This window comes from Peteryoungia ipomoeae, assembly GCF_004912165.1.
Taxonomy (GTDB): Bacteria; Pseudomonadota; Alphaproteobacteria; order Rhizobiales; family Rhizobiaceae; genus Allorhizobium; species Allorhizobium ipomoeae.
Genome location: NZ_STGV01000001.1, coordinates 984,792 through 1,011,747, shown reverse-complemented (window position 1 = coordinate 1,011,747; position 26,956 = coordinate 984,792). Strand labels below are relative to the sequence as shown.

Here is a 26,956-nt window from a genome sequence, read left to right as displayed (position 1 = left end):
GCTTAGAGCGAGTGGATCAGGCGACCGCCGACATAGGTCGCGACCGCACGTCCCGAAAAGCGGGCATCCTCAAACGGCGTGTTCTTCGAGCGGCCAAGAAGGCTGTCGCGCGATACAAGCCAGGGCTCGTCGAGATCGACCAGCGCGATGTCGGCTGCGGCTCCGGGCTTCAGCGTCCCGCCCGGCAGGCCGAAGATCTCGGCCGGCCGCGTCGACATGGCCTCAATCAGGCGCATTAGCGGCACATGCCCGGCATGATGGAGCCTGAGGGCTGCCGACAGCATTGTCTCAAGACCGCTCGCACCATCGGCCGCCTCGGCAAAGGGCAAGCGCTTGGTGTCGACATCCTGCGGATCATGCGAGGAGACGATGATGTCGATGCGACCCTCGGCGAGTGCCTGGACCATCGCCATGCGGTCGTCTTCCGAGCGCAGCGGCGGGTAGAGCTTGAAGAAGCTGCGATACTCGCCGATGTCGTTTTCGTTGAGGCTGAGGTGATTGATCGAAATGGCGCAGGTCACGTTTGCGCCGCGCTTGCGGGCAAGCTCGATCGCCTCGACCGATTCCGGCACGGAGATCTGGGCGGCATGATAAAGTCCGCGGGTCAGCGCCGCAATCCTCAGATCGCGTTCGAGCGGAATGAGTTCTGCTTCCTTGGGGATACCCGAAAGGCCGAGCCAGCTTGCGAGCAGTCCTTCGTTCATTACGCCGTTGGCACCGAGATAGGGGTCCCGGGTTTCGAGCGCGATGACGGCGTTGAATTCGCGCGCATAGGTCATGGCGCGACGCAGGACCTGGCTGTCTTTCAGCCCATGGCGCCCATTGGTAAAGGCAACGGCCCCGGACTGCTGCAAAAGACCCATCTCGGTCATCTCGCTCGTCGTCATGCCCTTGGTCAGCGCCGCTGCCGGATAGACGTTGACGACGGCGGTGTCGCGGGCGGTCTTCTTGACGAATTCAACCAGCGCCACGTCATCAATGACCGGATCCGTCTCCGGCATCATGATGAAGGATGTAATGCCGCCGGCCGCCGCAGCACGGCTTGCCGACGCGATGGTCTCGCGATGCTCGGCGCCGGGTTCGCCGACGAACACACGTGCATCGACGAGGCCGGGAATGGCTGTAAGACCGCTGCAGTCGCGGATTTCAGCCCCTTCCGGAACGCCCTGGTTCCGCGCGTCGGCGCCGGCGGCGATGATCTTGCCATCCGCGCCGACGATGATGGTGCCCGTTTCGTCGAGCTTGCGCGATGGATCGATGATGCGGGCGTTCTTGAAGACGATCGGCTTGATCATGCGTCCATTCCTTCGCTGCGCGAGGCCTGGCCTTCGCTGCGCGGTCCATGGTTCTGCGACAGGAGAAGCGTTTCCATCACCGCCATGCGCACAGCGACCCCCATTTCCACCTGCTGCTCGATGACACTCTGCGGACCATCGGCGACCTCGGAGGCAATCTCAACGCCGCGGTTCATCGGGCCGGGATGCATCACGAGCGCGTCCTCCTTTGCCGCCTTCAGCTTTTCCGCGTCGAGGCCGTAGAAGTGGAAGTACTCGCGCACCGACGGCACGAAGGAGCCCGACATGCGCTCGCGCTGCAGCCGGAGCATCATCACGACGTCGGCATCCTTCAGGCCTTCCTTCATGTCGTGGAAGACTTCGCAGCCCATATCGGCAATGCCGGCGGGCAGCAGCGTGGCAGGCGCAACGACGCGAACGCGCGCGCCCATCGCGTTGAGCAGCAGGATGTTGGAGCGTGCCACGCGCGAATGCAGCACGTCGCCACAAATGGCGACGATGATGCGCGACAGCTTGCCCTTGGCGCGTCGAATGGTCAGCGCGTCGAGAAGCGCCTGGGTCGGATGTTCATGCTGGCCATCGCCGGCATTGACGACGGAGCAGGCGACCTTCTGGGCGAGAAGTGCTGCGGCCCCCGCCGAGGAATGGCGCACAACCAGAACATCCGGGCGCATCGCATTCAGCGTCATCGCCGTATCGATCAGCGTCTCGCCCTTTTTAACCGAGGAGTTGCCGACCGACATGTTCATGACGTCGGCGCCGAGGCGCTTGCCCGCCAGTTCGAACGAGGATTGCGTTCGTGTCGAGGCTTCGAAGAAGAGATTGATCTGGGTCAGGCCGCGCAGCGTGGACGTCTTCTTTTCGCGCTGCCGGCTGATCTTGACGGCCTCGTCGGCCTTGTCCAGCAATAGCGTGATGTCCTGCTCGGTGAGCCCCTTGATGCCGATGAGATGGCGATGCGGAAAGAAGACCATGGGTGCCCCTTGCTATGTTACGCGGTCTATAAAGATTGACGTCCTCAGGGGCAAGGTGGCGCGACCGTCTTCACAATATGGTCCCCATCTTCCATATGACTGTCTGCCTGGGTGCCGCAAATGGTGTTTTCGCTCACGCGACGCGCAGTTCAAATCGAGAAAATCAGGGCTTGGCCGTTGGCATAGCGACCGCAGTCTGATTATGAGATCAGCATGAGCACTTTGAATCGTTCCGAAGAAAAACTGGCCGCCCTGAACCAGCCCAAACCATGGTCCGGTGTCAATGCCTATCGGGCCGATCCACTGCTGGTCGATCTGACGAACCAGATGCCGCGGCAGTTGAAGGACGAATTCGATGCGATCGGCAAATATGTGACCTCTCCGGAAGCGCAGGAACTGGCGCGCATGGCGAATGTCAGCGCACCGACGCTGCGCACCCATGGTCCGCGCGGCGAGCGGCTTGATGTGGTTGAATTTCATCCCGCCTGGCATGCCCTGATGCGCCGCTCCATGTCGTCAGGCCTGCATTCCTCGGTCTGGGAAAACCTGCCGGAAGCCCGCGGTCGCGAGCACAAGGCGCGCGCCGTCCGCTTTTTCCTGACCTCGCAACTGGAAGCCGGTCATCTCTGCCCGTTGACGATGACAAGCGCCTCCGTGGCAGCGCTTGTGGCATCGCCCGCGGTGCAGAAGGAATGGACGCCGAAGATCCTCGCGCGCAAATACGATTCGTCCAATCGTCCGCCGATGCAGAAGAGTTCTGTTACCATCGGCATGGGCATGACGGAAAAGCAGGGCGGCACCGATGTCCGCGCCAATGTCACGCAAGGCGAGCGGGTCGGCGAGGGCATCTACCGCCTGTCCGGCCACAAATGGTTTCTCTCAGCGCCAATGTCGGATGCCTTCGTCATGCTCGCGCAAACGAAGGACGGCATGGGCTGCTTCCTCGTTCCGCGCCTCCTCGAGGACGGCTCTGCCAACGGCCTGGAATTCCAGCGCCTGAAGGACAAGCTTGGCAACCGCTCCAATGCGTCCGCCGAGGTCGAATTCGACGAGGCCTTCGGTTTCCTCCTGGGAACGCCGGGCGATGGCGTGCGCACCATTCTCGATATGGTCACGCTGACCCGCCTCGATTGCGCGCTCGCCTCCGCCGGCATGATGCGTGCATCGATGGCGGAAGCCGTGCACCACGTGCGTGGCCGCTCTGTCTTCGGCAAGAAGCTGATCGACCAGCCGATGATGACGCGGGTTCTCGCCGATATGGCGCTCGATGTCGCAGCCGCCACGGCTCTTGCCTTCCGCGTGGCCGACAGCTTTGACCGCGCCCGTGAAAACTCGGTGGATGCGGCCTATGCCCGCGTCATGACGCCGGTTGCCAAATACTGGGTCTGCAAGATTGCGCCTGCGCTGATCTATGAGGCGATGGAGTGCATCGGCGGCAATGGCTATGTCGAGGAGCGTGCGATCGCCCGCCACTACCGCGAAGCGCCGGTCAATGCGATCTGGGAAGGCTCGGGCAATGTCATGGCGCTCGATGTGCTCAGGGTCTTGAGCCGCGGCAAGGATCTCTTTGAAACCCTGTTTGCCGGACTGGAGCGCGATCTCGGACCCTCCGGGCGCAAGACCGTCGAAGTGCTGCGCGCTGCAACCGCCTTGGCAGACCAGGATGAGGCCGCAGGCCGCCTGCTGATCGAGCAACTGGCGCTTGCGGCAGGTGCTGCCGAGCTTTATCGCCTCGGGGCCTCCAAGATCGCCGATGCCTTCCTCGAAAGCCGCCTCGCCGGTGGCTGGCGTCACAGCTACGGCGTGATTGACGCCCGCTTTGACGCCCGCTTCGTGCTCGATCTTCTTTATCCGCCAGGTGCCTAAGCCAAAAGGGCAAGCACGATCGGCACGGTGACGAAGGCAAGCATCGTCTGCACCGTGGCCGCTGCCGCATAGAGGTCCGCGTCGCCGCCCATCTGCTTGGCCAGAAGATAGCCGTTCATGGCAGTCGGAACGGCAGCAGCCAGGGTGACCATCGCAAGCGTTTCGCCGGTCAGGCCAAACAGCAGGCTGAGCCCGACAGACACCAGTGGAAACAGAATGAGCTTCAGACCGGCGCTCAGGAAAACGCTGGGCGCTGGGCGCAAGGCATCGGCAATCTTCAGGCCGGCGCCGACGGTGAGCAGGCCGAGGGGCAGGGAGGTGCGCGCCACGAGCTCCACTGTCACCATGAAGGGATCGTAGATCGGTACCCCCGCGAGGTTCACCGCAACACCGAGCACCGCACCCAGGATGATTGGATTGCTGATGATGCGCTTGACGAAGGTCTTCATGTCGCGGCCTTGCCCGGAAAACCAGATCATGACGCCGACATTCATCAGGTTGATCGGGATGATGATGGTCGCCATGACAACCGCAATCACCGAAAGCCCGATCGACCCCGTCAGTTTTTCCGCCATGGCCAGCGCCATGAAACCGTTCCAGCGGGTCGCCGTCTGAAAGACGGAGGTGAAGGCCGGCCCCTGCATGCCGGCTGCTTTCAGCACCGGCCACAAACCAAGCGTCACAGCGGAAATGACGAGCACGGCAAGCAGCGAGACCAGGCTGACACCGGCGCCCTGGATCTGGGAAAAATCGGTCGTCGCCAGGGTCTCAAAGAGGAGGGCTGGAAACAGGACGTAATAGCCGAAGATTTCGAGGCCAGACCAGAAGCTTTCGGGAATCAGCGGGCTGCGTTTCAGTCCGACGCCGAGCAAGACCAGCAGGAAGATCGGCAGAATACTTTCAAGGATGATGAGCATGGCGGGTCCGCAATTGAAGGTCGCACCGATAGACCCTGGGCAAGGGTAAGGCAACGCCCGGCTTTTCACCTTTGATCGCGCTCAAGAGGGCGGTGCGGGCCGTGTTATCCCCAGGCCCCGTTAACCTTAACAAAAGGTTTACGTTGCGCAGCGCTGCTGCTCGGGACACCTTCGCCCTCTGTAAACGTTAATGGGTGCAATGGTGACGACCGAGCTTGGAGCACGCGCATTGCTGATTGCGATGACTTCGGCCTTCTTCTCGGGGCTGGCGCTCGATATCGCGGTGCCCGCCGTCGTCATGACAACGATGGCGCTCCTGCGGTGGGCGTTTGAAACTTGGACCCTGGCGAATGATACGCCAAGATTTGAAGAGGCAAGGGCGCTATGAAGGCACTATTGATCTTTTGGGCAGCACCCATCGCATTGCTCGCTGCTTGGTACGGCTTGTCCTATCACGACATGAGCTTCGGCTTCTTCATGCTGACGCGGCAGACGCATGATCTGGTCTTCCAGATCTATGGCAATGTTCTCGGCATTCCGCCGGAAACGATCCCGCCGCTTGTCATGCGTGCGATCGTTGTCGACAGCCTCATCCTGTTTGCCATCATCGGTTTTCGTCGTCGCAAGAAGATTGCGGCCTGGTGGGCGCAGCGTCAGGTGAAGTCTGCAGAAGTGTCGGAGGCGCGGGCAAGACCCGAGAGCCTGTCCAGCGCGCCCTGAAGGATGAAGCTTGCCGCCGCCGAATCAATGCGTTCGCTGCGCTTGGCGCGGGAGACATCCATTTCAAGCAGTGCCCTCTCGGCGGCCACGGTCGAGAGCCTTTCGTCCCAGAAGACAAAAGGAATATCGGTTTTATCCGACATCGAGCGCACGAAGGCGCGGGTTGCCTGCACCCTCGGGCCGTTTGATCCGTCCATGTTGACGGGAAGACCAATGATAAAGGCGGCGATCTTTTCTTTCGCCGCAAATGCGAGCAGAACCTCGGCGTCCTGAGTGAACTTGACCCGCTTGATGACGGGGCGGGGGGTGGCAAAGCGTCGACCGAGATCGGAGGCCGAAAGCCCGATGGTTTTCGTGCCTAGATCAAGCCCTGCAATCGCCTGGTTCGGCTCAAGCCTGGTCGCAAGTTCCTCGATCGTCAGCGTTGCCATTGTCGTCCTTTCCCGCAGTGATCAGCGTTTGCGCACGAATTCTGTGCGCAGCACCAGGCCCTTGATGGCATCATGCTTGCAATCGATATGCTCTGGATCGTCCGTCAGGCGGATCGAGCGGATCACGGTTCCCTGCTTCAAGGTCTGACCGGCGCCCTTGACCTTGAGATCCTTGATCAGGACGACCGAATCGCCGTCGGCAAGCTCGGTGCCGGAGGCGTCGCGCGCCACGGGCTTCTGCGCCGCTGCCGCTGCAATCTCCGATGCCGGGCGCCATTCGCCGGTGGCCTCGTCATACACATAGTCGTCATCGGCCATTATCGTTCCTTCCGGTCTTTATTACTTTATGGCTGTCATGCTGGTCGCATAATCAGGGCAGGGTAGCAAGCAAGTCGGCCTGCCGATGTTGCCCGTCGTCACGCAGACCATATATTGCCACTCGGACCTACACTCGGAGATATCGGATGAAAATCACCTGGCTCGGCCATGCCGCCTTTCGCCTCGACACAGCCAAGGCTTCGATCCTGATCGATCCCTTCCTGACGCATAATCCTGGCTTTGCGGGGCTTGATCGCAAGGACATGACCAAGGGCATCACCCATATTCTGCTCACCCATGGTCACGGCGACCATGTCGGCGATACGGTGAGCCTCGCCAAGGAAACCGGTGCCACCGTGCTTGCCAATGCCGATCTTGCGGCCTGGCTTGCCACAAAGGGCGTCGAGAAGATTGAAATGGGCAATACCGGCGGCACCATTCACTTTGAAGGCTTTTCGGCAACCTTCACCAATGCCCTGCATTCGTCCGCCCAGATCACCGAAGACGGCGTGTCGCATGCACTCGGCAATGCCAATGGGCTGATGCTGCATGTCGAGGATGATGCATCGCTGCTGCATATGGGCGATACCGACATCTTCTCCGACATGAAGCTCATCAATGAACTGCACCAACCCGATATCGGCCTTGTTCCGATCGGTGATCGCTTTACCATGGGCGGGGCTGTTGCGGCACTTGCCTGCCAGCGCTTCTTCGACTTCAAGACCGCGATCCCCTGCCACTACGGCTCCTTCCCGATCATCGACCAGACCCCGGAAAAGTTCGTGGCTGGAATGGAGGGAACCCGCACCCGTGTTCTGACACCTGCAGCCGGAACGGCTGTCTCGGTCTGACAAACCCCGTTGCACCAGCGCTTGACGGCCTTTATAGCGAAGACAACAGCCCATCTGGAGAATGCCATGTCTGTCGATATTGCCACCGTCAAGCGCGTAGCCCGTCTTGCCCGCATCGCTGTCAGCGACGAGGAGGCAGGCGGCATGACCGCGAAACTCAACGGCATTCTCGGCTTTGTCGAGCAGCTTGACGAAGTGGACGTGACAGGTGTCGAGCCGATGACCTCGGTCACGCCGATTGCCATGAAGAAGCGCGAAGACAAGGTGACTGACGGCCAGAAGGCCGACGAGATCGTCGCCAATGCGCCGGCGACGGATCGCAATTTCTTCCAGGTGCCGAAGGTTGTCGAATAAGGGCGGATCTGCCTGTCGTTCGAGCCACCCTAAGTTTTTCCGCCCAATCGGGCGCAGACCATTGAAGTGAACCTGCCATGAGCGAACTGACCAGCCTCACCATCGCCGAAGCCCGCGCGAAACTCGCCGCCAAGGAGATCAAGGCCGTCGAACTGACGGATGCCTATCTCTCGGCGATCGATCAGGCCAATGGCGCGCTGAATGCCTATGTCGCGGTCACCGCCGACATTGCCCGCGACATGGCCAAGGCCTCTGACGCCCGCATCGCGGAAGGCAAGGCCGGCGTGCTCGAAGGCATTCCGCTTGGCGTCAAGGATCTTTTCGCCACCAAGGATGTGCATACCCAGGCTTGCAGCCACATCCTCGACGGCTTCAAGCCGAAATACGAATCGACTGTCACCCAGAATCTCTGGGACGCCGGTGCCGTCATGCTGGGCAAGCTCAACATGGACGAATTCGCCATGGGGTCGTCGAACGAAAGCTCCTACTACGGCCCGGTCGTAAACCCCTGGAAGGCTTCGGGGTCGGACGAAAAGCTGGTGCCCGGCGGTTCGTCCGGCGGTTCGGCCGCAGCCGTGGCCGCCCATCTCTGTGCCGGTGCGACTGCAACCGATACCGGTGGCTCGATCCGTCAGCCGGCAGCCTTTACCGGCACCGTTGGAATCAAGCCCACTTACGGCCGCTGCTCGCGCTTCGGCATCGTCGCCTACGCCTCCTCGCTCGATCAGGCCGGCCCGATTGCCCGTGACGTGCGCGATGCCGCCATCCTCCTGAAGTCCATGGCAAGCGTCGATCCGAAGGACACGACCTCTGTCGACCTGCCGGTGCCGGATTACGAGAAGGCTCTCGGCGGTTCGGTGAAGGGCATGAAGATCGGTATCCCCAAGGAATACCGCGTCGAAGGCATGTCCGAGGAAATCGAAGCGCTCTGGAGCCAAGGCATCGCCTGGCTCAAGGAGGCCGGTGCCGAAATCGTCGACATTTCGCTGCCGCATACAAAATACGCGCTGCCGGCCTATTACATCGTCGCACCCGCGGAAGCCTCCTCCAACCTCGCCCGCTATGACGGCGTCCGCTACGGCCTGAGGGTCGATGGCAAGGACATCGCGGACATGTACGAGAAGACCCGCGCTGCCGGATTCGGCAAGGAAGTGCAGCGCCGCATCATGGTCGGCACTTATGTGCTGTCAGCCGGTTATTACGATGCCTATTACCTGAAGGCGCAGAAGGTCCGCACCCTGATCAAGCGCGATTTCGAACGCGCCTTCGAAGCGGGCGTCGATGCGATCCTCGCGCCAATCACGCCGTCTTCGGCCTTTGCCATCGGCGACAAGGACCTCGCAGCCGATCCGGTCAAGATGTACATGCAGGACGTCTTCACCATCACGCTGAACATGGCAGGTCTTCCGGGCATTTCGGTGCCGGCCGGTCTCGACAGCAAGGGGCTGCCGCTCGGCCTGCAGGTGATCGGCAAGCCCTTCGAAGAAGAAACCCTCTTCAAGACCGCCCATGTCATCGAACAGGCAGCCGGCAAGTTCGCGCCGGCCAAGTGGTGGTAAAGGACTTCGTCATACGCGAGATGACCCAGTCCGATGCGGAGAGCGTCGGCCGGGTGGGATTTGCGGCCTGGGCCGCCAATCCGGTACTGAATGCCTTTGGGCCTGATATGGTGGTCCGGATCCGCGAGAGCTTCCAGAGTTTTGCGCAAGAGCATTTTCGTCTGGTCACACTGGGCGAGCTCGGGGGTGAGGTCGTCGGCTGGACGGCACGCGAAGGCAGGCGTGACTATATCTCAGATCTCTGGGTTGACCCCGCCCATCAGGGTCTCGGCATTGGGTTCGCCCTCGTCTCCGCCACGCTGCGCGATATGCGCTCCGAGGGCTTGAAACTTGCCCGGATCGAAACCCATGCCGCCAATCAAGGGGCCATCCGGCTCTACGAGAGCCTTGGCTTCACAATTATCTGGCGTGGAATGCAGCATTCGCCTTCGATGAAAATGGCGGTTGAGAAGGTCCGCATGCAGCAGTCGTTGGCATGAGACCTCAGTTGAGGCTCTGGCCTGACTGCCAGCCGCGCGCCGGAGGACGAGCCGTCGGCAACGGTCGAATCGCTCTTGCGACTGACGCCGCTCACGCAAGGGTAGGAGCCTCAGGAAACGCCGATAAGCGACGGATACCATTTGCATTGTCTGAAGCCATTCTCAATCTCTGGTCAAGACGCAGCGTCGGTGCTTTACTGACCGCCACAGGGTGAGGCATTGATGATAACGATCCGCAAGGCACAGCAGGACGACTGGCAGGTGTTGGCGGAGATCGGGCTGCGCGCATGGCACAAGGCCATGATGCCGGTCGGTGAAACGGCTGCGATGATCGACAACGCCCGCAGCGCCTTTAGCCGCTTCACCCAGAATGGCTGGATCACCATCATCATCGTGGAAAGCGGCGGAACGCCGGTTGGATGGGCAGCTCGGGAAGATCTGGATGAAATGATCACGGATTTCTGGATCGATCCTGATCATCAACGTCAGGGTATGGGATCGGCGCTGCTGGCGGCCGTTGAAGAGGATATGAGGCGGATGGGGCAGAGCGAGGCACGTCTGGAAACCCATGCCCGCAACCACGAGGCAGTCGCCTTCTTCCGGAGCCATGGCTACGCAATCCAGTGGCTTTCGGTCGTCTACAATCCCAAGCTCGACCGCGATCTGGAGACGGTCGCTATGGTCAAGACGCTGGAAAGCGAGGAAGCGCTGACCTACGGACCGATGGGCTGATCATGCCCACAGGCCTGCAAAGTCTTGCACCGTCAGGCCATTTGCTCTAACCGGATAGGCAAATATCATTCGCATGGAAGAGCATGTCATGACCCTCGTCGACACCCGTACGCCCGACCCCAAACGCCTGATTCCCGGCGCCACCGGCGACTGGGAAATCGTTATCGGCATGGAGGTCCATGCGCAGGTCCTGTCGAATTCAAAGCTGTTTTCCGGCGCCTCGACGACCTTCGGCAATGCGCCGAATTCCAACGTTTCGCTCGTCGATGCCGCCATGCCCGGCATGCTGCCCGTGATCAACGAGGAATGCGTGGCCCAGGCCGTGCGCACCGGTCTGGGTCTGAAGGCTCAGATCAACAAGCGCTCGATCTTCGACCGCAAGAACTATTTCTATCCCGACCTGCCGCAGGGCTACCAGATCTCGCAGTTCAAGGATCCGATCGTCGGCGAGGGCAAGATCATCATCTCGCTCGGTCCCGACCGTCAGGGCAATTTCGAGGATATCGAGATCGGCATCGAGCGCCTGCATCTGGAACAGGATGCCGGCAAGTCGATGCATGATCAGCATCCGACCATGTCCTATGTGGATCTCAACCGTTCGGGCGTGGCTCTGATGGAGATCGTGTCCAAGCCCGACATGCGCTCCTCCGACGAAGCCAAGGCCTATATGACCAAGCTGCGCTCGATCGTGCGTTACCTCGGCACCTGCGACGGCAATATGGACGAAGGCTCGATGCGCGCCGACGTCAACGTTTCCGTGCGCAAGCCGGGCGGCGAATTCGGCACGCGCTGCGAAATCAAGAACGTCAACTCGATCCGTTTCATCGGTCAGGCCATCGAATACGAAGCCCGGCGACAGATCGCGATCCTGGAAGACGGCGGCGCGATCGATCAGGAAACCCGCCTGTTTGACCCGAACAAGGGCGAGACCCGCTCCATGCGCTCCAAGGAAGATGCGCATGACTATCGCTACTTCCCCGATCCGGACCTGCTGCCGCTCGAATTCGACGATGCCTATGTCGAGGCCCTGAAAAAGGACCTGCCGGAACTGCCCGACGACAAGAAGGCACGCTTTGTGTCGGAACTCGGCCTCTCCGTCTATGACGCCTCCGTGCTCGTCTCGGAGAAGGCGATCGCCGATTATTTTGAAGCCGTGGCCGAAGGGCGCGATGGCAAGACGGCTGCCAACTGGGTCATCAACGACTTGCTTGGCGCCTTGAACAAAGCCGGAAAAGCCATTGAAGAGACTCCGGTTTCTCCTGCTCAGCTTGGTGGCATTATCGATCTCATCAAGTCGGAAGTCATCTCCGGCAAGATCGCCAAGGACCTCTTTGAAATCGTCTGGACCGAAGGCGGCGACCCGGCTGAAATCGTCGAAGCGCGCGGCATGAAGCAGGTGACCGACACAGGCGCCATCGAAAAGGCCGTCGACGAGATCATCGCCGCCAACCCTGATCAGGTGGCCAAGGTACTCGCCAAGCCCACGCTTGCCGGCTGGTTCGTCGGCCAGGTCATGAAGGCGACCGGCGGCAAGGCCAACCCGCAGGCGGTTCAGGCGCTGGTCAAGGCCAAGCTCGGCCTCCCGGAGGAGTAAGCCCTTGTTCTTCGTCCGCACGGCCAATGATCGCGATATCGAACCGCTGCGGGCGCTGCTGACGCAGAGCTTCCACGCGACTTATGACCGGTTCTACGGGCCGGCCAAGGTCGAGGAGCTGATTTCCGCCTGGCACAATCAGGCGGAAATCAAAAGGCGCATCCATCTGAAGGGTGGCGAATATCTCGTCGCAGACGACGGCAAGCGGATCGGCGGCATGGCCTTTGCGGCCATGTCGGACAAGCTCACGAAGACGGCCATCCTGCACCAGCTCTATGTTCATCCGGATCAGCAGCGCCAGGGTATCGGCCGCGATCTCTTCGCCGAGATCGAGACCTGCTTTCCAGACGCCGAGATTTTGCGGCTCGAAGTCGAACCGCAAAACGAAGGCGCCATTGCCTTTTACACAGCCCACGACTTCGCCGAGGTTGACCGGACCCGAAATTGCGGCGGACCTGATAGCGGCATCGAAGCGCTGATCATGGAGAAATCGCTGCGATAAAGCGCGCGTCTGTAATCTCCTTGTCTCATCCTCTTTCTAGGGCGTGCGTCACGAACAGGAGAGCGCGATGGTGACGACAGCAGAACTGGTGATCAGGCAGGCGACGGAAGAGGATATCGATGCGATTATCGCGCTCTTTGCCGATGATCTGCTCGGTGGCCATGGCGACACGACCGATCCCGCCCTTCGCCACCACTACCTTGCTGCATTCGAGAAGATCGCCGCATCGCCCAACGAAGCGCTTTATGTCGCGGTCCTCGGCGGTGCAATCGTCGGAACCTTCCAGACGCTGGTGACCACCAGTTTTCCGGGACGCGGCTCATCCGCAATGATCGTCGAGGCCGTACAGACACGCAGTGACATGCGGGGTAGGGGCATCGGCAAGGCCATGCTCGAATTCGCGGTCAACGAAGCGCGTCAGGGTGGCATGGCGAAGGTGCAGCTGACGTCGAATGTCGTGCGCACGGATGCTCATCGATTCTATCAGCGCCTTGGCTTCGAAGCCTCGCATATCGGCTTCAAACGCAAGCTGAAATGACGAGATGGCGGCGGGGAATCACTGGACAAGCCGGGGTCAAGGCGGCATAAGCGAGAAATGATCGTCTGGGCCGGTTGCGGCCCGCGAACCAAGCCCAAGGACATGACATGAAGCAGCTTCTCTTGCAGATCTTCACCTGGTGGAACGGTCAGACCATGGGAACCCGTTTCTTCACCTGGCGGCACGGCAAGCGCGTTGGCGAAGACGAGTTCGGCAATGTCTATTACGAAGGCCCGATGACGAGCTGGGGACAGCCGAAGCGCTGGGTAATCTACAATGGTTACGCCGATGCCTCGAAGATCGCCTCGGGCTGGCATGGCTGGATGCATTATCGCACGGATACGCCGCCTTCCAAGGAAGACTACAAGGCGCGCGAATGGGAAAAGGCGCATCGCCCCAACATGACGGGCACGGCTGCCGCCTATCGCCCGCAGGGCTCCATTGCCGTTCATGGCGAGCGCCCGCGCGTGACGGGCGACTACGATGCCTGGACACCCGGCAGCTGATTACCCGATTTGGCCATAATCCGGCATTAGGGCCTCTCGCATGAGGCCCTTGTCATATCTGGTCTCGGTCGATTGCCGACAGTCGATCACGGTCAGGAAATGAGAGCCTTGGGAGTCGGCCAGTGGATGCAGGAAGAGTGAGCGGAACATGAAACTGACCCTCGGGAAACTGGCCCTTCCGGCCCTGGCATCCGTGGTTGTCGCACCGCTCACCCTGCCGGTGCCGGCTCAGGCCGAACGTCTCGCCAACCCCGTTGCCGAGTTCTCCGGCATCGACAAGATCACCGGCCGCATCACCACCTTCGATGTCTATGTCAACGAAACCGTACAGTTCGGCGCGCTGCAGGTAACGCCGAAGGTCTGTTATTCGCGCGACGAGACGGAAGCCCAGAAGATCGACAGTTTCGTCGAAGTCGACGAGATCACGCTTGATCGCAAGATCCGCCGCATTTTTTCCGGCTGGATGTTTGCCGATAGCCCGGCTCTGAACGCCGTCGAGCATCCGATCTATGACGTCTGGCTGACGGGCTGCAAGGCGACGTCCGATGTGCCGGCGCCCGAAGGTGTGAAGGCCACCCATCCCGCACCTGAGCCCGCCAAGGCGCAGACGGCTCAGGGGGCGACAACCCCGCCACCACAGCCGGCGACCGGTGCACCCGTCGCCCCGGCGACCCCGGAAATGGTGGCGCCGATCGAGGGCGAGACCGGTGCAGCACCTTTGGAGGCGCCGCAGCAGGTTCCCATGACGGATGGCCAGCAGCCAGCAGCCCCGGGGACCGTGCCGCCGCTCGACGCACCGACCGAGGTTCCCCCGCTGGATGCGCCCCAGGAGGTCCCGAGCGACATTCCAGGCGCGGCGCCATCCGATCTGCCCTATGGGACGGGGGAGCAGATCCCCGGTGACCCTGTGCCGCCTGCCGATGTGCTGAATGATGGCGGTCAGATCTACCCCGTTGACCCGCTGGCACCCGGCCAGCCGGGCACGACACCGCCGCCGGCCGCACCGCCGGGCGGTGTGGGTCTCTACTAAGATCAGGTTCCGCTGATTCACGTCGCGACGTGTCGATCCAAAGGGCGCCCCCGCAAGGGCGGTCATCGCTATTGACATTGTCCGCCATGAGAACAATATGGGAACAAATTGGAGTCTCGGCCATGGCGCTTTCCGAAAAATTCATCGTGCTACCCTTCAAGAAGAACCGGGGCGCCGTCGTTCCTGGCGAAATGCGTCAGGCTTCCAGTGCCGCTGCCGCTGAGAAGATTGCGACTGCGATGGCCCCTCGCCACATTGGCGTTGCTGCATATTCCGTACAGGTCGATGAGGAGAGCGGTGATATGACAAGCCCGAAGCTCATCATTGGCTTTGGAGAGGTGGCGGACCTCAACGCCGCCTGAGTGACCTCTTGTCGCTTCGCGCCATCACGATAGATACGGCGTTGAAACGAGGTGAAGGGTGCCGGGGGGCTGTGCGGCGAGCCTTAGCAGTGCGGCTGACGCGCCGAAAGCTGTAAAATTGCGACACGACATCTCTGGGAGGAAACGTCATGGCAGTGCCGAAGAACACGATATGCATCTGGTATGACCGCGATGCCGAAGAAGCCGCGCGTTTCTACGCAGACCTGTTTCCCGACTCCGAGGTCAAGAGCGTCGACCGCGCACCGTCGGATTTTCCCTCGGGCAAGGCCGGCGACGTCCTGACCGTCAACTTTACGGTCGCCGGCATTCCCTGCCTGGGTTTGAATGGTGGCCCGGCGTTTAAGCACTCCGAGGCCTTTTCCTTCCAGATCGCCACCGACGACCAGGAAGAAACCGACCGATACTGGAATGCAATTGTTGGAAATGGTGGCAGCGAGAGTGCCTGCGGCTGGTGCAAGGACAAATGGGGTATCAACTGGCAGATCACGCCGCGCGCGCTGACCGACGGCCTTGCCGCGGGCGGGGTTGAGGCCAAGCGCGTGTTCGAGGCGATGATGCAGATGGGCAAGATCGACATTGCGAAAATCAACGCCGCGAGACAGGGCTGACTGGACGTGGGGCGATGGTTGCGCTAGCCGAGTGGGGCAGCCCCGTGTCTGGAGTAAATGATAGTGCTACCCACGATCTTCTCGCCTTCCGAAAACTGCTGGCGAACAGAAGCGGCGGATGATTTCTCGATCCTGATCGATGCAAACGACTATTTCACCTCGATACGTGCTTCCATGATGGCGGCAAAGCGGGTGATCTTTTTTGTCGGCTGGGATTTTGACGCCTCCATTACGCTGGGTCACCCGGAGGTCGACGATGGAGCGCCACGCCGGGTCGGTGATTTCCTGCTCTGGCTTGCCCGTCGCACTCCGGGACTTGAAATCAGGATCGTGTTGTGGAGCCCGGCACCACTCGCAAGCTGGGCAAGGCCATCCAATCTTCCCTATCTCCTGCGCTGGAAGTGGAACCGGCAGATCACCGTTCGGCTCGATGGCAAGCACCCGATGGGCAGCTCCCATCATCAGAAGATGCTGGTGATCGATGATACGGTCGCCTATTGCGGCGGAATTGACGTGACCCTGGATCGTTGGGATACGCGTGAGCATCTTGACGATGACCAGAATCGGAAGCGTCCCAACGGCACGCCTTACGGCCCCTGGCACGATATCTCCACCCGCTTCACGGGCCCCGCGGCACGCGCGCTTGCAGAACTCTGCCGCTACCGTTGGACCCGCGCAGGGGGCGAGGATGTGCCGCTTCTGGCGCCTGTGCCGCCGCCGGTGGAGAGCGCCTCGAGCTTCTCGTTCGGAAAGGTTGAGCTGGCGATCGCCCGCACAAGTCCGGCCTATCAGGGTGAGGCGGCAGTCACCGAGATCGAACGGCTCTATATCGACATGATCAAGGCTGCCCGGCATGTCGTTTATGCCGAAAGCCAATATTTTGCATCGCGCGCGATTGCGCAGGCCATTGCAAAGCGGCTCGCGGAACCCGATGGACCGGAATTTGTGCTGATCAATCCAACCACTTCGGACAACTGGCTTGGTCAGATAGCCATGGATACGGCGCGCGCGCGTCTTGCAGAAGCGCTGCGCCGCCACGATCCCTATGATCGTTTCAGGATCTATCACCTCGTCACGGCAAAGGGGCAGCCGATCTACGTGCATGCCAAGCTGATGATCGTCGATGACGACTATCTCCGCGTCGGATCGTCCAACTTGAACAACAGATCCCTGCGCTTCGACCAGGAATGCGATGTTGCATTGGAAGCAGGCGACGACGGGCAGATGTCGTCCACGATAGCCCGTTTCAGAAATGACCTGTTGGCCGAGCATCTGGGGGCAGAGCCAGAGACTGTCGAGGCGGCAATCAAGGCAAACGGCTCCCTCATTGCCGCGATCGAAGTCTTGCGCGTGCGAAGCGCAGAAAACGGATTTGCCACGCTGAAACCCTATGAAACACCCGCGATATCAGAGATCGAAAAGTGGCTTGCGGACAACGAAATCCTCGATCCCGAGGGGCCGGAAGAGGTGTTTGAACCGATCGAAAAACGCGGTCTCTTCCGGGGCAGATTGAAACGTCCTCGCTAGGGCGTTTCGGATGGCGCATGGTCGGGATTGCCAGCCGCATCCGTCACTTCTTGAGATGATGAAAATGGTGCGCGAGTTCGCCGGTCGCTTTATTCAGCGACTCGATCGCAGCCACGATTTCGTTGAACGTCTCGATTTCCCCTGCTGTGGTGGGAAACTTGGGCGCGCTTTGCAGGTCTGCTTCCGATGAGCCGTCGGGAACGGGATCGCGGACAGGCGAGTTGTCAGCGGTGTTGTAGGCAAAGTCGAAGAGTTGCAGAAGTGCGGCTTCGACCGAGCGGCCAGTGTCCCAGTCGATTGTATTGAAGACGACGCCGATGCCACCGGCAGGCTTGATACGCGGATTGGTATAGGCCTCATAGATCGCCCCGCTGGCGCAATGTTCACTCAGACGGGTCCGAAAATTTCGACCGGTATATCCGAGATAGATCGGAATGAAACTGTTCAGATTGGGGGTCGTCGCAGCCCAGATGCTGTAGACGCCGCATTGATTGCCGGGGAGGGACTTCACACCCTCCGCTGCCCCCTCCAGTCCGCCTCCGAATACGTTGGCGTTGCCGTTGACTTTCATCAGGCTGAAATAGATCGCTTCGCTCTGCTGTTCCGCATAATTGGGCATTGTTGCTCTCCAGATGTAATCGCCTGCGCGTGCCGGTTTCTGGGGCCGGCCGGTTGGCGATGTTGTCATGGGGAGAGGTTTAGTCCTCGAGTGCGGGGTGCGTCTGTAACTGTTGCTACGCAGATGGTGGCAAGCAATCTCGATCATCGCTCGAAGGGGATGGTCCGCCAGCCCAAGTTCTGGCGGCCTAGAAGCGCAGCGTCTCGCTTTCCATCGCGCGGTCCAGCAAGACCCCATACTCCGCTTTCGGAATATCGATGGCCCCGAACGTCACCAAGTGCTCGGTGGTGAACTGCGTGTCGAGAAGCGTAAAGCCGCGTTCCCGCAAACGCTCCACGAGGTGGACAAGACAGATCTTCGAGGCATTCGTGCGTCGCGAAAACATGCTTTCGCCGAAATAGGCGGAGCCCAGGGTCACGCCATAGAGGCCACCGACAAGTGCGTCGCCTTCCCATGCTTCAACACTGTGAGCATGGCCCAGACGATGCAGCGCGCCGTAGAGGTCCTTGATCTGCGCGTTGATCCAGGTGCTTGGTCGATTTTCGACAGACTCGGCGCATTTTTCCACGACCTGATCAAAGGCGGTGTCAAAGCGGATGTCGAAGGGGTGTTTGCGCATTGCCTTGGCGAGGCTTTTCGAAACGTGGAAGTCATCAAGCGGGATGATCCCGCGAAGATCGGGTTCGACCCAGAAGAGTTCCGGATCATCGGCCGATTCCGACATCGGGAACATCCCGATGGAATAGGCGCGCAGCAGGAGTTCCGGCGTAATGCTTTGATCCCTGCTGCGGCGCCCAGCCATGTGTGTTACTTGGCCGAGGTTTCGGCCAGGTATTTCTCCAGCCAGTGGATATCGTAGTCGCCATTGGCGATATCCTGATTGGCCACGAGGTCCTGGAACAGCGGCAGCGTCGTCTTGATGCCGTCGACGACGAATTCGTCGAGCACGCGGCGCAGACGCATCATGCATTCGACGCGGGTGCGTCCATGCACAATGAGCTTGCCGATCAGGCTGTCATAATAAGGCGGGATCTTGTAGCCGGCATAGGCGCCACTGTCGACGCGAACGCCAAGGCCGCCCGGTGCATGGAAATGCGTGATCGTACCGGGAGACGGCACGAAGGTGCGCGGATCCTCGGCATTGATGCGGCATTCGATGGCATGACCGGAGAACACGATCTCGTCCTGCGTGACGGAGAGGCCGGCGCCGGAGGCGACGCGGATCTGCTCATGCACGAGGTCGATGCCGGTAATCGCTTCGGTGATCGGATGCTCTACCTGCAGACGGGTGTTCATTTCGATGAAATAGAACTCACCGTTTTCATAGAGGAACTCGATCGTGCCGGCACCCCGGTACTTCATCTTCTTCATCGCATCGGCGCAGATCTGGCCGATCTTCATCCGCTGCTCGACATTGAGGGCAGGGGAGTTGGCTTCTTCCCAGACCTTCTGGTGTCGGCGCTGCAGCGAGCAGTCGCGTTCACCCAGATGGATGGCGTTGCCCGCGCCGTCACCGACAACCTGCACCTCGATATGGCGCGGCTTGCCGAGGTACTTTTCCATATAGACGGCGTCGTTGCCGAAGGCAGCGAGGGCTTCGGAGCGCGCGGTCGAGACAGCCTCCTCCAGCTCTTCCTCGGTTTTTGCCACCTTCATGCCGCGACCACCGCCGCCGGCCGTCGCCTTGATCAGGACCGGGAAGCCGATCTGACGGGCGATTTCCAGCGCGTTTTCCGGCTTCACTTCGCCGTCCGAGCCGGGAACGACGGGGATGCCGAGTTCGACAGCTGTCTTCTTCGCGGTGATCTTGTCGCCCATCAGGCGGATATGCTCAGCCGTCGGTCCGATGAAGGTAATGCCATGCGCATCGAGAATGTCGGCGAACTTGGCGTTTTCCGACAGGAAGCCGTATCCCGGGTGGACTGCGTCAGCACCGGTGATCTCGCAGGCAGCGACAATCTGATGAATATTGAGATAGCTGTCACGCGAGGGCGGCGGGCCGATGCACACGCTCTCGTCGGCCAGGCGCACATGCATGGCGTCGGCGTCGGCGGTCGAGTGAACGGCGACCGTCTGGATGCCGAGCTCCTTGCAGGCGCGCAGAACGCGCAGCGCGATTTCGCCTCTGTTGGCGATGAGGATCTTCGAGATACCGCTCATCGGCTTACTCGATGATCACGAGAGGCTCGCCGTATTCGACGGGGCTCGCGTCGTCGACGATGATTTCGACAACCTTGCCCGACTTCGGCGAAGGAATCTGGTTCATGGTCTTCATCGCTTCGATGATGAGCAGGGTCTGGCCTTCCTTGACGGTGGCACCGACTTCGATGAACGGACGCGCGCCGGGAGCAGAGGCGAGATAGACGGTGCCGACCATCGGTGCAGTGACAGCCTTGGACAGGTCGCGACCGGCAGGTGCCGCAGGTGCGGCCGCAGCCGCCGGGGCTGCAACGGGAGCCGCAGCGGCAGGCGCCTGGAAGTTGAAGGCCGGCATCTGCGGCATCATCATCGGCGTGTTGCCGTTGCGCGAGACGCGGATGCGCAGGTCGTCCTGCTCGATTTCGATCTCGGTCAGGTCGGTGTCCTTCAGGATGTTCGCGAGATCGCGGATCAGGGCCTGGTCGATACCCGTTTTATTGTCAGCCATGGGTGGATGTCCTGTATTCTTGTTATTGCGTGATGGTGTTCAGCGCCTGAAGCGCCAGGATGTAGCTTTGGGGCCCGAAACCGCAGATGACCCCCTTGCAGGCAGGCGCTATCAGCGATTTGTGGCGGAATTCTTCGCGAGCATGCACGTTGGAAATATGGACCTCGATCACCGGCAGCGGCGCGACGGCCTTGATCGCATCGTGCAAGGCAATGGAGGTATGGGTATAGGCGCCCGCATTGATGGCAACGCCTGCGGCCTTTTCCCCCGCCTCATGGATCCAGCCGATGAGGTCACCCTCGTGATTGGATTGACGGAAATCGATGCCGCAGCCCAGATCTTTCGCCCAGGCAATGCAATCGGCCTCGATATCGGCGATCGTTTTGCCGCCATAGATACCGGGTTCGCGCTTGCCGAGCATGTTCAGATTGGGACCGTTCAGAACGAAAAAGGTCTTGCTCATCTATCCTACCGTCGACGTTTCACGGGTTCCTATAGCCCGGCAGTCCCGTTAGGAAAAGCCCTTTGGCATTGCCAAGCCTCCGCGTCCCCCGGAAATGCACCGGGAGAGCACGTGGTGTGACTGAGGGCACAGACAATCAGCAGCTTGCCTGACCGCAGGAGCGGACGTTCTCAAGCTTGGCCGACAGCGTCTCGGCGCCGACTGCACCGGGCAACAACTCGTCGCCGATGACATAGGACGGCGTGCCGGTGATGCCGAGGCTCGCGGCGAGCTTATAGGTTTCCTCAACGGATGCTGCGTTCGGGCTTTCGCTCATCTTAGCGCGGATTGCCTCTTCCTTGATGCCGAGGCTAGCGGCAATCTCGATCGCGCTTTCTTCTGATGCCCGGCCTTCCGCGGTCATCATGGCGCGGAAGAAGTCGCCGTATTTTTCAGGGGCGATCTTCTTTACCGCATCCGAAACCTTGTGCGCGGCCTCGGAATCCGGTCCGAGGATCGGAAATTCCTTCAGCACGTAGCGAATATTCTTGTCCTGCTCGAGCACGGCTTCCATGTCGGCATGGGCGCGACGGCAATAGCCGCAGTTATAGTCGAAGAATTCGACCACGGTCACATCACCGTCGACATTGCCGATCGAAACATCATGGCTCGACTTGAAGATCGTTTCGGTATTGCCCGCAACCGCGGATTTGGCCTGCTCCAGCCGGGCCGTTTCCTGCCGCTCCTGCAAGGCCTGCTGCGCCTCGATCAGCACTTGCGGATTCTCCAGCAGATATTCGCGGATGAAGGCGCCAAGTTCCTTCTTTTGCGCTTCATCGAGCGCCTGCGCCGAGAGCGGCATCATCAGGGGAAGGAGCGCAACCGTGGTCGCGGCGATCCGGGTGAAGGTCTGGGCCATGTTCTACCTCGTTGAGTGCGGCGCAACTGCCTGCCGCCTTCCTAAAGCCATAAGGTCATTGCGTAAACGTTCGGTTCGATGGCAAAGCACAAATGCCCTGATATCGAACCTCTTTCCTTGTGATGTGCCGGACTTTACGGCAAATGTCAGGCGAATTTCTAGCCGCGGAGTCCGTTCCCTTGATTTCAATCTCAGATCGCAGTGCCGTTGAGCCATTTCATGCCATGGATATCCTGGCCGAGGCCACGCGCCGCCGGCAGGCCGGACGTCCCGTTATTTCGATGGCGGTCGGGCAGCCCGGTCATCCCGCTCCACAAGCGGCGCTGCAGGCGGCACGTCTGGCGCTGGAAACCGGTCGGATCGGGTATACGGATGCGCTTGGCCTGGTGGATCTGCGTAAGGCGCTGGCGGCTGAATACACGCGCCGGCACGCAGTGGAGCTCGACTGGAACCGCATTGCGGTGACAACGGGGTCTTCCGCCGCTTTCAACCTCTCCTTTCTTGCATTGTTCGATGCCGGCGATGCTGTCGCAATCGCGCGCCCCGGCTATCCCGCCTACCGTGCCATTCTCGCCGCGCTCGGCCTCAAAGTCATCGAAGTGCCGGTCGGACCTGACACCGGCTACACGCTCACCCCCGAAAGCCTGGATCGCGCCCAGTCGGAAGCCGGTCTGCGTCTCAAGGGCGTGCTGCTCGCAAGCCCCGCTAACCCCACCGGTACCGTGACCACGAAGGCGCAGCTGAAAGCGGTCTACGACTACTGTCAGGGGCAGGGCATCAGCCTGATTTCCGATGAGATCTATCACGGTCTGACCTATGGCGCCGAGGAGGCGACGGCCCTGGAGATCGGTGAGGAGGCAGTCGTCATCAACTCCTTCTCCAAATACTATTGCATGACCGGCTGGCGCATCGGCTGGATGGTGCTGCCCGAAAGCCTTGTGCGACCGGTCGAGTGCCTCGGCCAGAGCCTCTATATCTCCGCGCCTGAATTGTCCCAGATCGCTGCACGCGGCGCGCTCGATGCGACGGACGAACTTGAGGACTACAAGGCCGCCTGCCGCGCCAATCGCGATTATCTCGCCGAGCGCCTGCCACAGCTGGGGCTACCCCTGATCTCGCCGATGGATGGCGCCTTCTATGCCTATGTCGATGCCTCCCGCTACACCAATGACAGCATGGATCTGGCAAGGACGATCCTGAGCGAGACGGATGTGGCCGTGACGCCAGGCCGCGATTTCGATCCGGTGGATGGTCATCTGGCGCTGCGCCTCTCCTATGCCGGCACGATGCAGGATATGGTCGAGGCGACCGCGCGGCTGGAGACATGGCTCGCGCGTGGTCAGGTCTAGAGAGAGCGATCGGCGCGCGTGAGGTTTGCAAGGGAGGAAAGTCAGATGGCCTTAACCGTTCAATTTGCGCCTCAGCTGGTAACAGATCGGCTTTTGCTACGCGGCCACTGGCTTGACGACTTCGATGCCATGGTGACACTCTGGCAGCACGAGACGACATATCGTTTCATCAGCGGGCGTGCCTCAACCCCAATGGAAACATGGAGCCGGTTGCACCGCTATGTCGGGCACTGGCAACTCCTCGGTTTTGGCTATTGGGCCGTGGAAGATCGGCGAACGGGTGCCTATCTCGGAGAACTCGGCTTTGCCGACTTTCATCGCGATATCGATCCGCCATTCGGCAAGACGCCGGAAGCCGGCTGGGTCTTGGACCCTAAGGTGCATGGCCAAGGGCTTGCGACTGAGGCGCTTGCTGCTGCCCATGGCTGGCTGGACGCCCAGACCATCAGCGAGCGGACTGTCTGCATTCTCCACCCCGATCACGCCATCTCTCGCCGTGTTGCGGAAAAGCAGGGATACGCCTTCGTTCGTACGGCCCGCTACATGGATGGTCCGACGACAGTGATGGAGCGCATCAAGCCGCCTGTCGCTTGATGCCTCTCGTCTTGGGGGCAGCAACGTCCACCCGATAGCCGCCCAAGAGAAAGGCCTCGACGATGATGTCGAGGCCTTCACAATCTTTATCCAATCGCTCTAGGCGGCCTCACTCAAAAGAAACCGCGCTTCTGCCACCAGCCGCCCTTCTTGGGCTTCGGCTCGTCGCCGCCATCCTCTGTGGCGCGCGTCGAGGTCACCAGCGGTTCGCTCGGAGCGGTATTTTCGCTGCGGGCAGGGCGCTGAACCACGGTCTCGGCCGCAGCCTCGTCCTTCACCTCGGCAGGAGCTTCCGGAGCAGCGGCGGCTGGAGCAGGTGTGGGTTCCGCTTGCGGCGCAACCTCTGGCGCAACAGCGTCAACGATCACCTCGGTCAGGACCGGGGCTTCCGCCGCAGCTTCAGCAACCACAACAACCTCTTCCGCAGCCGAGGTCTTCGCCTTGCGGCTCCGACGTGGCTTCGGCGTATCGGTCACATCGTCTGCAACCGCCTCATCCTCAGCCTTTACGGATTCGGCCTCTTCGGCGGCATCCGCGTCATAGGCATCGCTTGCGTCTTCGTCGCTGGCCTCGCCGTCAGCCGTCAGGCCGCCGTTCTCCTCGTCGGAACGGTTGCGGCGACCACCGCGCTTGCCGCGGCGGCGGCGCTTGCGCTTCTGGCTGTCCTCATCACCATTCTGGGCGGCTTCAGCGCCTGCAGCGCCGTCTGCCGTCGTCTCGGTGTCGTCGCCGTCTTCGTCTTCATCGTCACTAGCGTCTGCCGATGCGTCATCATTCACCGCATGGCCGTTGCCGTTCTGGCCGTTCTTGCCGCGACGACGACGACGGCGCTTGCGCTTGCGACCCTGCTGGTCGTCGCCATTGCCGCAATTGTTTTCGCGGTTTGCAGCCGGCTGTGCCGAGCCCTCGTCCGAGGTAACGATGATCTCTTCATCGTCTTCCTCTTCCGGCTCTGCCACGTAATCGTCTTCTTCCTCGATCTCCGGCAGAAGCGACATCAGGCTTTCGATCTTCACCGGATTGGCAACAGCTTCGCCGCGCTCGATGGTGAAGTGCTGTGCGCCGCCGTGCTGGGCCGGCATGCCGCCATCGATGACGATAGAGACGCCGAAGCGGCCCTCGTAGTCGACAATCGTGTCGCGCTTCTGGTTGAGCAGGTAGAGCGCGGTTTCCGGCGTCGTGTGAACGATAATGTCGTGCGTCGTGCTCTTGAGCAGAAACTCCTCGATACCGCGCAGCACATGCAGTGCAACGGAAGACTGCGAGCGGATCAGGCCGATGCCCTGGCAATGCGGGCAGACCTGCGTGGTCGATTCGAGCACCGAAGCGCGGATGCGCTGGCGCGACATTTCCAGAAGGCCGAAATGCGAGATCCGACCGACCTGGATGCGGGCGCGGTCATGCTTCAGGCAATCCTTCAGCTTCTTTTCGACAGCGCGGTTGTTGCGCTTTTCTTCCATGTCGATGAAGTCGATGACGATCAGGCCGGCGAGGTCGCGCAGCCGCAGCTGGCGTGCCACTTCTTCTGCGGCTTCGAGGTTCGTCTGAAGGGCCGTGTCTTCAATCGAGTATTCGCGGGTCGAGCGGCCGGAGTTGACGTCGATCGACACCAGCGCCTCGGTCTGGTTGATGATGATGTAACCGCCCGATTTCAGCGTTACCTGCGGCTGCATCATCTTGTCGAGCTGGCCTTCAATGCCGGAGCGCGAGAAGATCGGGTGCAGGTCGCGATAGGGCTGAACCACCTTGGCGTGGCTCGGCATCAGCATCTTCATGAAGTCTTTCGCTTCGCGATAGCCTTCTTCGCCCGAGACGATGATCTCGGAAATATCCTTGTTGTAGAGGTCGCGGATCGAGCGCTTGATCAGCGAGCCTTCCTCGTAGACGAGGCAGGGAGCCGTCGACGCAAGTGTCAGCGTGCGGACATTCTCCCAAAGGCGCATCAGATATTCGAAGTCGCGCTTGATCTCGACCTTGGTGCGGTTGGCACCGGCCGTGCGCAGGATCACACCCATGCCCTGCGGCACTTCGAGACCGCGGGCGATTTCCTTCAGGCGCTTGCGGTCGGTCGGCTGGGTGATCTTGCGGGAAATGCCGCCGCCACGCGCCGTGTTCGGCATCAGGACCGAATAGCGACCGGCAAGCGAAAGATAGGTGGTGAGAGCCGCGCCCTTGTTGCCGCGCTCTTCCTTGGCAACCTGCACCAGCAGGATCTGCCGACGCTTGATCACTTCCTGGATGCGATACTGCTTGCGCGGCTTGCGAACCACGCGATCCGGAACCTCTTCCATGGCGTCTTCGGCGCCGACGGATTCGATTTCTTCCTTCTCCTCGATATGGCCGTCGTCATCGTCGTCGCCATCATCGTCGTCGTCGCGGCCACGACCACGGCGCCCGCCGGCGTCTTCGGAGATTTCGTCCATGTCGACCATGGCGGCGATCGTGCCGCCGCTGGCATCGTCTTCGCCGTCTGCCGAAGATTCGGTCGCAGTCTCGTCCGTTGCGGCAGTCTTCTTGGCCCGGGGTTTGCGAACCCGCTTCGGCTTTGCCTTTTCGACAGGCTCTGCTTCCTCGGCCTTGGCCTCTGCCACGACGTCTTCGGAAGCTTCAGTCTCGACAGGGGCCTCGGCAGTTTCTGCGGCTGTATCGCTCACAGCGGCGGCCACCACCTCTGCCGGCGTGACCGGCTCGATGTCTGGCTGGTCCTGCAAAGCCGGGTCGCTGCTGACGAGATCGTCGTGATCGTTGTCGTCATCCTTGCGATGCTCTTCGGCTTCGGCGCGGAGAAGCGCCTGACGGTCGGCAAGCGGGATCTGGTAATAGTCGGGATGGATTTCCGCAAAGGCGAGGAAGCCGTGACGATTGCCGCCGTAATCGACAAAGGCGGCCTGGAGGGACGGTTCGACCCTGGTAACCTTGGCGAGATAGATATTCCCGCGGATCTGTTTCTTGTGCTGCGATTCGAAATCGAATTCTTCGATGCGGTTACCGCGAACGACAACGACGCGTGTCTCTTCCTCGTGAGACGCGTCGATTAGCATTTTGTCTGCCATGTAAGATGTGCTCCTCGGCGAACTCGCTCGCTGAGCCCGCCGCGCGCTGAACTTGGAAGCGGCAGGTTAGGGGGAGACGATGCGCCGGATACTTAAGGAAACGTGCGGGGGAGTGGATTTGCGGCGACCGCACGAGACACGGGAGATCG

The 26,956-nt window shown here is 60.9% G+C and carries 29 protein-coding genes and 1 pseudogene; 18 read left to right on the top strand and 12 right to left on the bottom strand.

All coding sequences use genetic code 11. The features are described 5' to 3' along the window. Positions 1-2: 2 nt before the first annotated feature. Both FAA97_RS04940 and FAA97_RS04935 read right to left on the bottom strand, forming a co-directional pair. Positions 3-1,295, bottom strand: a complete 1,293-nt coding sequence (locus FAA97_RS04940; protein WP_136597376.1) for a dihydroorotase — start codon at positions 1,293-1,295, stop codon at positions 3-5. Continuing rightward, entirely contained in the window at positions 1,292-2,269 is a 978-nt protein-coding gene (locus tag FAA97_RS04935; RefSeq protein ID WP_136597375.1) for an aspartate carbamoyltransferase catalytic subunit, read from the bottom strand. The genes FAA97_RS04940 and FAA97_RS04935 overlap by 4 nt, the downstream gene beginning before the upstream one ends. Before the next feature lie 213 nt (positions 2,270-2,482). Here FAA97_RS04935 and FAA97_RS04930 point away from each other — a divergent pair, with 213 nt between their 5' ends. Next, positions 2,483-4,135 carry an acyl-CoA dehydrogenase family protein gene (locus tag FAA97_RS04930; RefSeq protein WP_136597374.1) on the top strand — a complete coding sequence of 551 codons (1,653 nt, stop codon included), beginning with the start codon at positions 2,483-2,485 and terminating at the stop codon, positions 4,133-4,135. Here FAA97_RS04930 and FAA97_RS04925 read toward each other — a convergent pair. Next, a complete protein-coding gene (locus FAA97_RS04925) occupies positions 4,132-5,052 on the bottom strand; it encodes an AEC family transporter (protein ID WP_136597373.1) in 921 nt (306 codons plus the stop codon). The genes FAA97_RS04930 and FAA97_RS04925 overlap by 4 nt on opposite strands. Before the next feature lie 202 nt (positions 5,053-5,254). Here FAA97_RS04925 and FAA97_RS04920 point away from each other — a divergent pair, with 202 nt between their 5' ends. Both FAA97_RS04920 and FAA97_RS04915 read left to right on the top strand, forming a co-directional pair. Further along, positions 5,255-5,440, top strand: coding sequence for a hypothetical protein (locus FAA97_RS04920; protein ID WP_168800877.1), 186 nt, complete (start codon positions 5,255-5,257; stop codon positions 5,438-5,440). Continuing rightward, positions 5,437-5,772 (top strand): DUF6105 family protein, encoded by a 336-nt coding sequence (locus FAA97_RS04915; protein ID WP_136597371.1) that lies wholly within the window; start codon positions 5,437-5,439, stop codon positions 5,770-5,772. The genes FAA97_RS04920 and FAA97_RS04915 overlap by 4 nt, the downstream gene beginning before the upstream one ends. On the opposite strand, the gene ruvX is transcribed toward FAA97_RS04915, so the two are convergent. Next, positions 5,706-6,203 carry a Holliday junction resolvase RuvX gene (ruvX, locus tag FAA97_RS04910; protein ID WP_136597370.1) on the bottom strand — a complete coding sequence of 166 codons (498 nt, stop codon included), beginning with the start codon at positions 6,201-6,203 and terminating at the stop codon, positions 5,706-5,708. The two genes, FAA97_RS04915 and ruvX, sit on opposite strands and share 67 nt — an antisense overlap. 21 nt (positions 6,204-6,224) lie before the next feature. Then, positions 6,225-6,521 carry an alkylphosphonate utilization protein gene (locus tag FAA97_RS04905; RefSeq protein ID WP_136597369.1) on the bottom strand — a complete coding sequence of 99 codons (297 nt, stop codon included), beginning with the start codon at positions 6,519-6,521 and terminating at the stop codon, positions 6,225-6,227. A gap of 146 nt (positions 6,522-6,667) precedes the next feature. Here FAA97_RS04905 and FAA97_RS04900 point away from each other — a divergent pair, with 146 nt between their 5' ends. The 13 genes and pseudogenes from FAA97_RS04900 to FAA97_RS04840 all read left to right on the top strand — a co-directional run bounded on the left by FAA97_RS04900 (position 6,668) and on the right by FAA97_RS04840 (position 17,184). Continuing rightward, positions 6,668-7,372: a metal-dependent hydrolase gene (locus FAA97_RS04900; RefSeq protein WP_136597368.1), complete on the top strand. Its 705-nt coding sequence runs from the start codon at positions 6,668-6,670 to the stop codon at positions 7,370-7,372. Between the two features lie 66 nt (positions 7,373-7,438). Continuing rightward, positions 7,439-7,726 (top strand): Asp-tRNA(Asn)/Glu-tRNA(Gln) amidotransferase subunit GatC, encoded by a 288-nt coding sequence (gene gatC, locus FAA97_RS04895; protein ID WP_136597367.1) that lies wholly within the window; start codon positions 7,439-7,441, stop codon positions 7,724-7,726. 77 nt (positions 7,727-7,803) lie between these two features. Then, positions 7,804-9,285 (top strand): Asp-tRNA(Asn)/Glu-tRNA(Gln) amidotransferase subunit GatA, encoded by a 1,482-nt coding sequence (gatA, locus tag FAA97_RS04890; protein WP_136597366.1) that lies wholly within the window; start codon positions 7,804-7,806, stop codon positions 9,283-9,285. Between the two features lie 20 nt (positions 9,286-9,305). Then, the gene (locus FAA97_RS04885) at positions 9,306-9,764 is read left to right on the top strand and encodes a GNAT family N-acetyltransferase (RefSeq protein ID WP_136597365.1); all 459 of its coding nucleotides are present in this window, start codon (positions 9,306-9,308) and stop codon (positions 9,762-9,764) included. 222 nt (positions 9,765-9,986) lie between these two features. After that, complete coding sequence (locus tag FAA97_RS04880; RefSeq protein WP_136597364.1) at positions 9,987-10,496, top strand: GNAT family N-acetyltransferase; 510 nt, start codon at positions 9,987-9,989, stop codon at positions 10,494-10,496. An 88-nt stretch (positions 10,497-10,584) separates the two neighbouring features. Next, a complete protein-coding gene (gene gatB / locus FAA97_RS04875) occupies positions 10,585-12,090 on the top strand; it encodes an Asp-tRNA(Asn)/Glu-tRNA(Gln) amidotransferase subunit GatB (RefSeq protein ID WP_136597363.1) in 1,506 nt (501 codons plus the stop codon). 4 nt (positions 12,091-12,094) lie between these two features. Beyond that, positions 12,095-12,592 (top strand): GNAT family N-acetyltransferase, encoded by a 498-nt coding sequence (locus tag FAA97_RS04870; protein ID WP_136597362.1) that lies wholly within the window; start codon positions 12,095-12,097, stop codon positions 12,590-12,592. Positions 12,593-12,659: 67 nt separating this feature from the next. Next, the gene (locus tag FAA97_RS04865) at positions 12,660-13,130 is read left to right on the top strand and encodes a GNAT family N-acetyltransferase (protein ID WP_136597361.1); all 471 of its coding nucleotides are present in this window, start codon (positions 12,660-12,662) and stop codon (positions 13,128-13,130) included. A gap of 107 nt (positions 13,131-13,237) precedes the next feature. Beyond that, on the top strand, positions 13,238-13,636 hold the full coding sequence (locus FAA97_RS04860) for an NADH:ubiquinone oxidoreductase subunit NDUFA12 (RefSeq protein ID WP_136597360.1): 399 nt from the start codon (positions 13,238-13,240) through the stop codon (positions 13,634-13,636). A gap of 148 nt (positions 13,637-13,784) precedes the next feature. After that, a pseudogene (locus FAA97_RS21240) lies at positions 13,785-14,213 on the top strand (DUF2155 domain-containing protein); the annotation flags it as partial. 575 nt (positions 14,214-14,788) lie between these two features. Then, positions 14,789-15,028 (top strand): hypothetical protein, encoded by a 240-nt coding sequence (locus FAA97_RS04850; protein WP_136597358.1) that lies wholly within the window; start codon positions 14,789-14,791, stop codon positions 15,026-15,028. 149 nt (positions 15,029-15,177) lie between these two features. Next, the gene (locus FAA97_RS04845) at positions 15,178-15,657 is read left to right on the top strand and encodes a VOC family protein (RefSeq protein ID WP_168800918.1); all 480 of its coding nucleotides are present in this window, start codon (positions 15,178-15,180) and stop codon (positions 15,655-15,657) included. 57 nt (positions 15,658-15,714) lie between these two features. Further along, positions 15,715-17,184 carry a phospholipase D-like domain-containing protein gene (locus FAA97_RS04840; RefSeq protein WP_136597357.1) on the top strand — a complete coding sequence of 490 codons (1,470 nt, stop codon included), beginning with the start codon at positions 15,715-15,717 and terminating at the stop codon, positions 17,182-17,184. Positions 17,185-17,227: 43 nt separating this feature from the next. Here the strand turns inward: FAA97_RS04840 and FAA97_RS04835 are convergent, their stop codons facing one another. The 6 genes from FAA97_RS04835 to FAA97_RS04810 form a co-directional block, all read right to left on the bottom strand. Continuing rightward, a complete protein-coding gene (locus FAA97_RS04835; RefSeq protein WP_136597356.1) occupies positions 17,228-17,803 on the bottom strand; it encodes a hypothetical protein in 576 nt (191 codons plus the stop codon). Positions 17,804-17,990: 187 nt separating this feature from the next. Next, positions 17,991-18,605: a leucyl/phenylalanyl-tRNA--protein transferase gene (aat, locus tag FAA97_RS04830; protein WP_136597355.1), complete on the bottom strand. Its 615-nt coding sequence runs from the start codon at positions 18,603-18,605 to the stop codon at positions 17,991-17,993. A gap of 5 nt (positions 18,606-18,610) precedes the next feature. Next, complete coding sequence (accC, locus tag FAA97_RS04825; protein WP_136597354.1) at positions 18,611-19,963, bottom strand: acetyl-CoA carboxylase biotin carboxylase subunit; 1,353 nt, start codon at positions 19,961-19,963, stop codon at positions 18,611-18,613. Positions 19,964-19,967: 4 nt separating this feature from the next. Beyond that, a complete protein-coding gene (gene accB, locus FAA97_RS04820; RefSeq protein ID WP_136597353.1) occupies positions 19,968-20,450 on the bottom strand; it encodes an acetyl-CoA carboxylase biotin carboxyl carrier protein in 483 nt (160 codons plus the stop codon). 22 nt (positions 20,451-20,472) lie between these two features. After that, the gene (gene aroQ / locus FAA97_RS04815) at positions 20,473-20,913 is read right to left on the bottom strand and encodes a type II 3-dehydroquinate dehydratase (protein ID WP_136597352.1); all 441 of its coding nucleotides are present in this window, start codon (positions 20,911-20,913) and stop codon (positions 20,473-20,475) included. Between the two features lie 136 nt (positions 20,914-21,049). Continuing rightward, positions 21,050-21,811: a DsbA family protein gene (locus FAA97_RS04810; RefSeq protein WP_136597351.1), complete on the bottom strand. Its 762-nt coding sequence runs from the start codon at positions 21,809-21,811 to the stop codon at positions 21,050-21,052. A 179-nt stretch (positions 21,812-21,990) separates the two neighbouring features. On the opposite strand from FAA97_RS04810, the gene FAA97_RS04805 reads away from it, so the two are divergent. Next, on the top strand, positions 21,991-23,160 hold the full coding sequence (locus FAA97_RS04805; RefSeq protein ID WP_136597350.1) for a pyridoxal phosphate-dependent aminotransferase: 1,170 nt from the start codon (positions 21,991-21,993) through the stop codon (positions 23,158-23,160). 45 nt (positions 23,161-23,205) lie between these two features. Further along, positions 23,206-23,754 (top strand): GNAT family N-acetyltransferase, encoded by a 549-nt coding sequence (locus FAA97_RS04800; RefSeq protein ID WP_136597349.1) that lies wholly within the window; start codon positions 23,206-23,208, stop codon positions 23,752-23,754. Positions 23,755-23,867: 113 nt separating this feature from the next. Here FAA97_RS04800 and FAA97_RS04795 read toward each other — a convergent pair whose 3' ends face one another. Then, complete coding sequence (locus tag FAA97_RS04795; RefSeq protein WP_136597348.1) at positions 23,868-26,807, bottom strand: Rne/Rng family ribonuclease; 2,940 nt, start codon at positions 26,805-26,807, stop codon at positions 23,868-23,870. Positions 26,808-26,956: the final 149 nt, after the last annotated feature.

Coding starts and splice junctions, on each gene's coding strand:
- FAA97_RS04940 (WP_136597376.1), bottom strand. CDS start 1,295: ATGATCAAGCCGATCGTCTTCAAGAACGCCCGCATCATCGATCCATCG.
- FAA97_RS04935 (WP_136597375.1), bottom strand. CDS start 2,269: ATGGTCTTCTTTCCGCATCGCCATCTCATCGGCATCAAGGGGCTCACC.
- FAA97_RS04930 (WP_136597374.1), top strand. CDS start 2,483: ATGAGCACTTTGAATCGTTCCGAAGAAAAACTGGCCGCCCTGAACCAG.
- FAA97_RS04925 (WP_136597373.1), bottom strand. CDS start 5,052: ATGCTCATCATCCTTGAAAGTATTCTGCCGATCTTCCTGCTGGTCTTG.
- FAA97_RS04915 (WP_136597371.1), top strand. CDS start 5,437: ATGAAGGCACTATTGATCTTTTGGGCAGCACCCATCGCATTGCTCGCT.
- ruvX (WP_136597370.1), bottom strand. CDS start 6,203: ATGGCAACGCTGACGATCGAGGAACTTGCGACCAGGCTTGAGCCGAAC.
- FAA97_RS04905 (WP_136597369.1), bottom strand. CDS start 6,521: ATGGCCGATGACGACTATGTGTATGACGAGGCCACCGGCGAATGGCGC.
- FAA97_RS04900 (WP_136597368.1), top strand. CDS start 6,668: ATGAAAATCACCTGGCTCGGCCATGCCGCCTTTCGCCTCGACACAGCC.
- gatC (WP_136597367.1), top strand. CDS start 7,439: ATGTCTGTCGATATTGCCACCGTCAAGCGCGTAGCCCGTCTTGCCCGC.
- gatA (WP_136597366.1), top strand. CDS start 7,804: ATGAGCGAACTGACCAGCCTCACCATCGCCGAAGCCCGCGCGAAACTC.
- FAA97_RS04885 (WP_136597365.1), top strand. CDS start 9,306: ATGACCCAGTCCGATGCGGAGAGCGTCGGCCGGGTGGGATTTGCGGCC.
- FAA97_RS04880 (WP_136597364.1), top strand. CDS start 9,987: ATGATAACGATCCGCAAGGCACAGCAGGACGACTGGCAGGTGTTGGCG.
- gatB (WP_136597363.1), top strand. CDS start 10,585: ATGACCCTCGTCGACACCCGTACGCCCGACCCCAAACGCCTGATTCCC.
- FAA97_RS04865 (WP_136597361.1), top strand. CDS start 12,660: ATGGTGACGACAGCAGAACTGGTGATCAGGCAGGCGACGGAAGAGGAT.
- FAA97_RS04860 (WP_136597360.1), top strand. CDS start 13,238: ATGAAGCAGCTTCTCTTGCAGATCTTCACCTGGTGGAACGGTCAGACC.
- FAA97_RS04850 (WP_136597358.1), top strand. CDS start 14,789: ATGGCGCTTTCCGAAAAATTCATCGTGCTACCCTTCAAGAAGAACCGG.
- FAA97_RS04845 (WP_168800918.1), top strand. CDS start 15,178: ATGGCAGTGCCGAAGAACACGATATGCATCTGGTATGACCGCGATGCC.
- FAA97_RS04840 (WP_136597357.1), top strand. CDS start 15,715: ATGATAGTGCTACCCACGATCTTCTCGCCTTCCGAAAACTGCTGGCGA.
- FAA97_RS04835 (WP_136597356.1), bottom strand. CDS start 17,803: ATGCCCAATTATGCGGAACAGCAGAGCGAAGCGATCTATTTCAGCCTG.
- aat (WP_136597355.1), bottom strand. CDS start 18,605: ATGGCTGGGCGCCGCAGCAGGGATCAAAGCATTACGCCGGAACTCCTG.
- accC (WP_136597354.1), bottom strand. CDS start 19,963: ATGAGCGGTATCTCGAAGATCCTCATCGCCAACAGAGGCGAAATCGCG.
- accB (WP_136597353.1), bottom strand. CDS start 20,450: ATGGCTGACAATAAAACGGGTATCGACCAGGCCCTGATCCGCGATCTC.
- aroQ (WP_136597352.1), bottom strand. CDS start 20,913: ATGAGCAAGACCTTTTTCGTTCTGAACGGTCCCAATCTGAACATGCTC.
- FAA97_RS04810 (WP_136597351.1), bottom strand. CDS start 21,811: ATGGCCCAGACCTTCACCCGGATCGCCGCGACCACGGTTGCGCTCCTT.
- FAA97_RS04800 (WP_136597349.1), top strand. CDS start 23,206: ATGGCCTTAACCGTTCAATTTGCGCCTCAGCTGGTAACAGATCGGCTT.
- FAA97_RS04795 (WP_136597348.1), bottom strand. CDS start 26,807: ATGGCAGACAAAATGCTAATCGACGCGTCTCACGAGGAAGAGACACGC.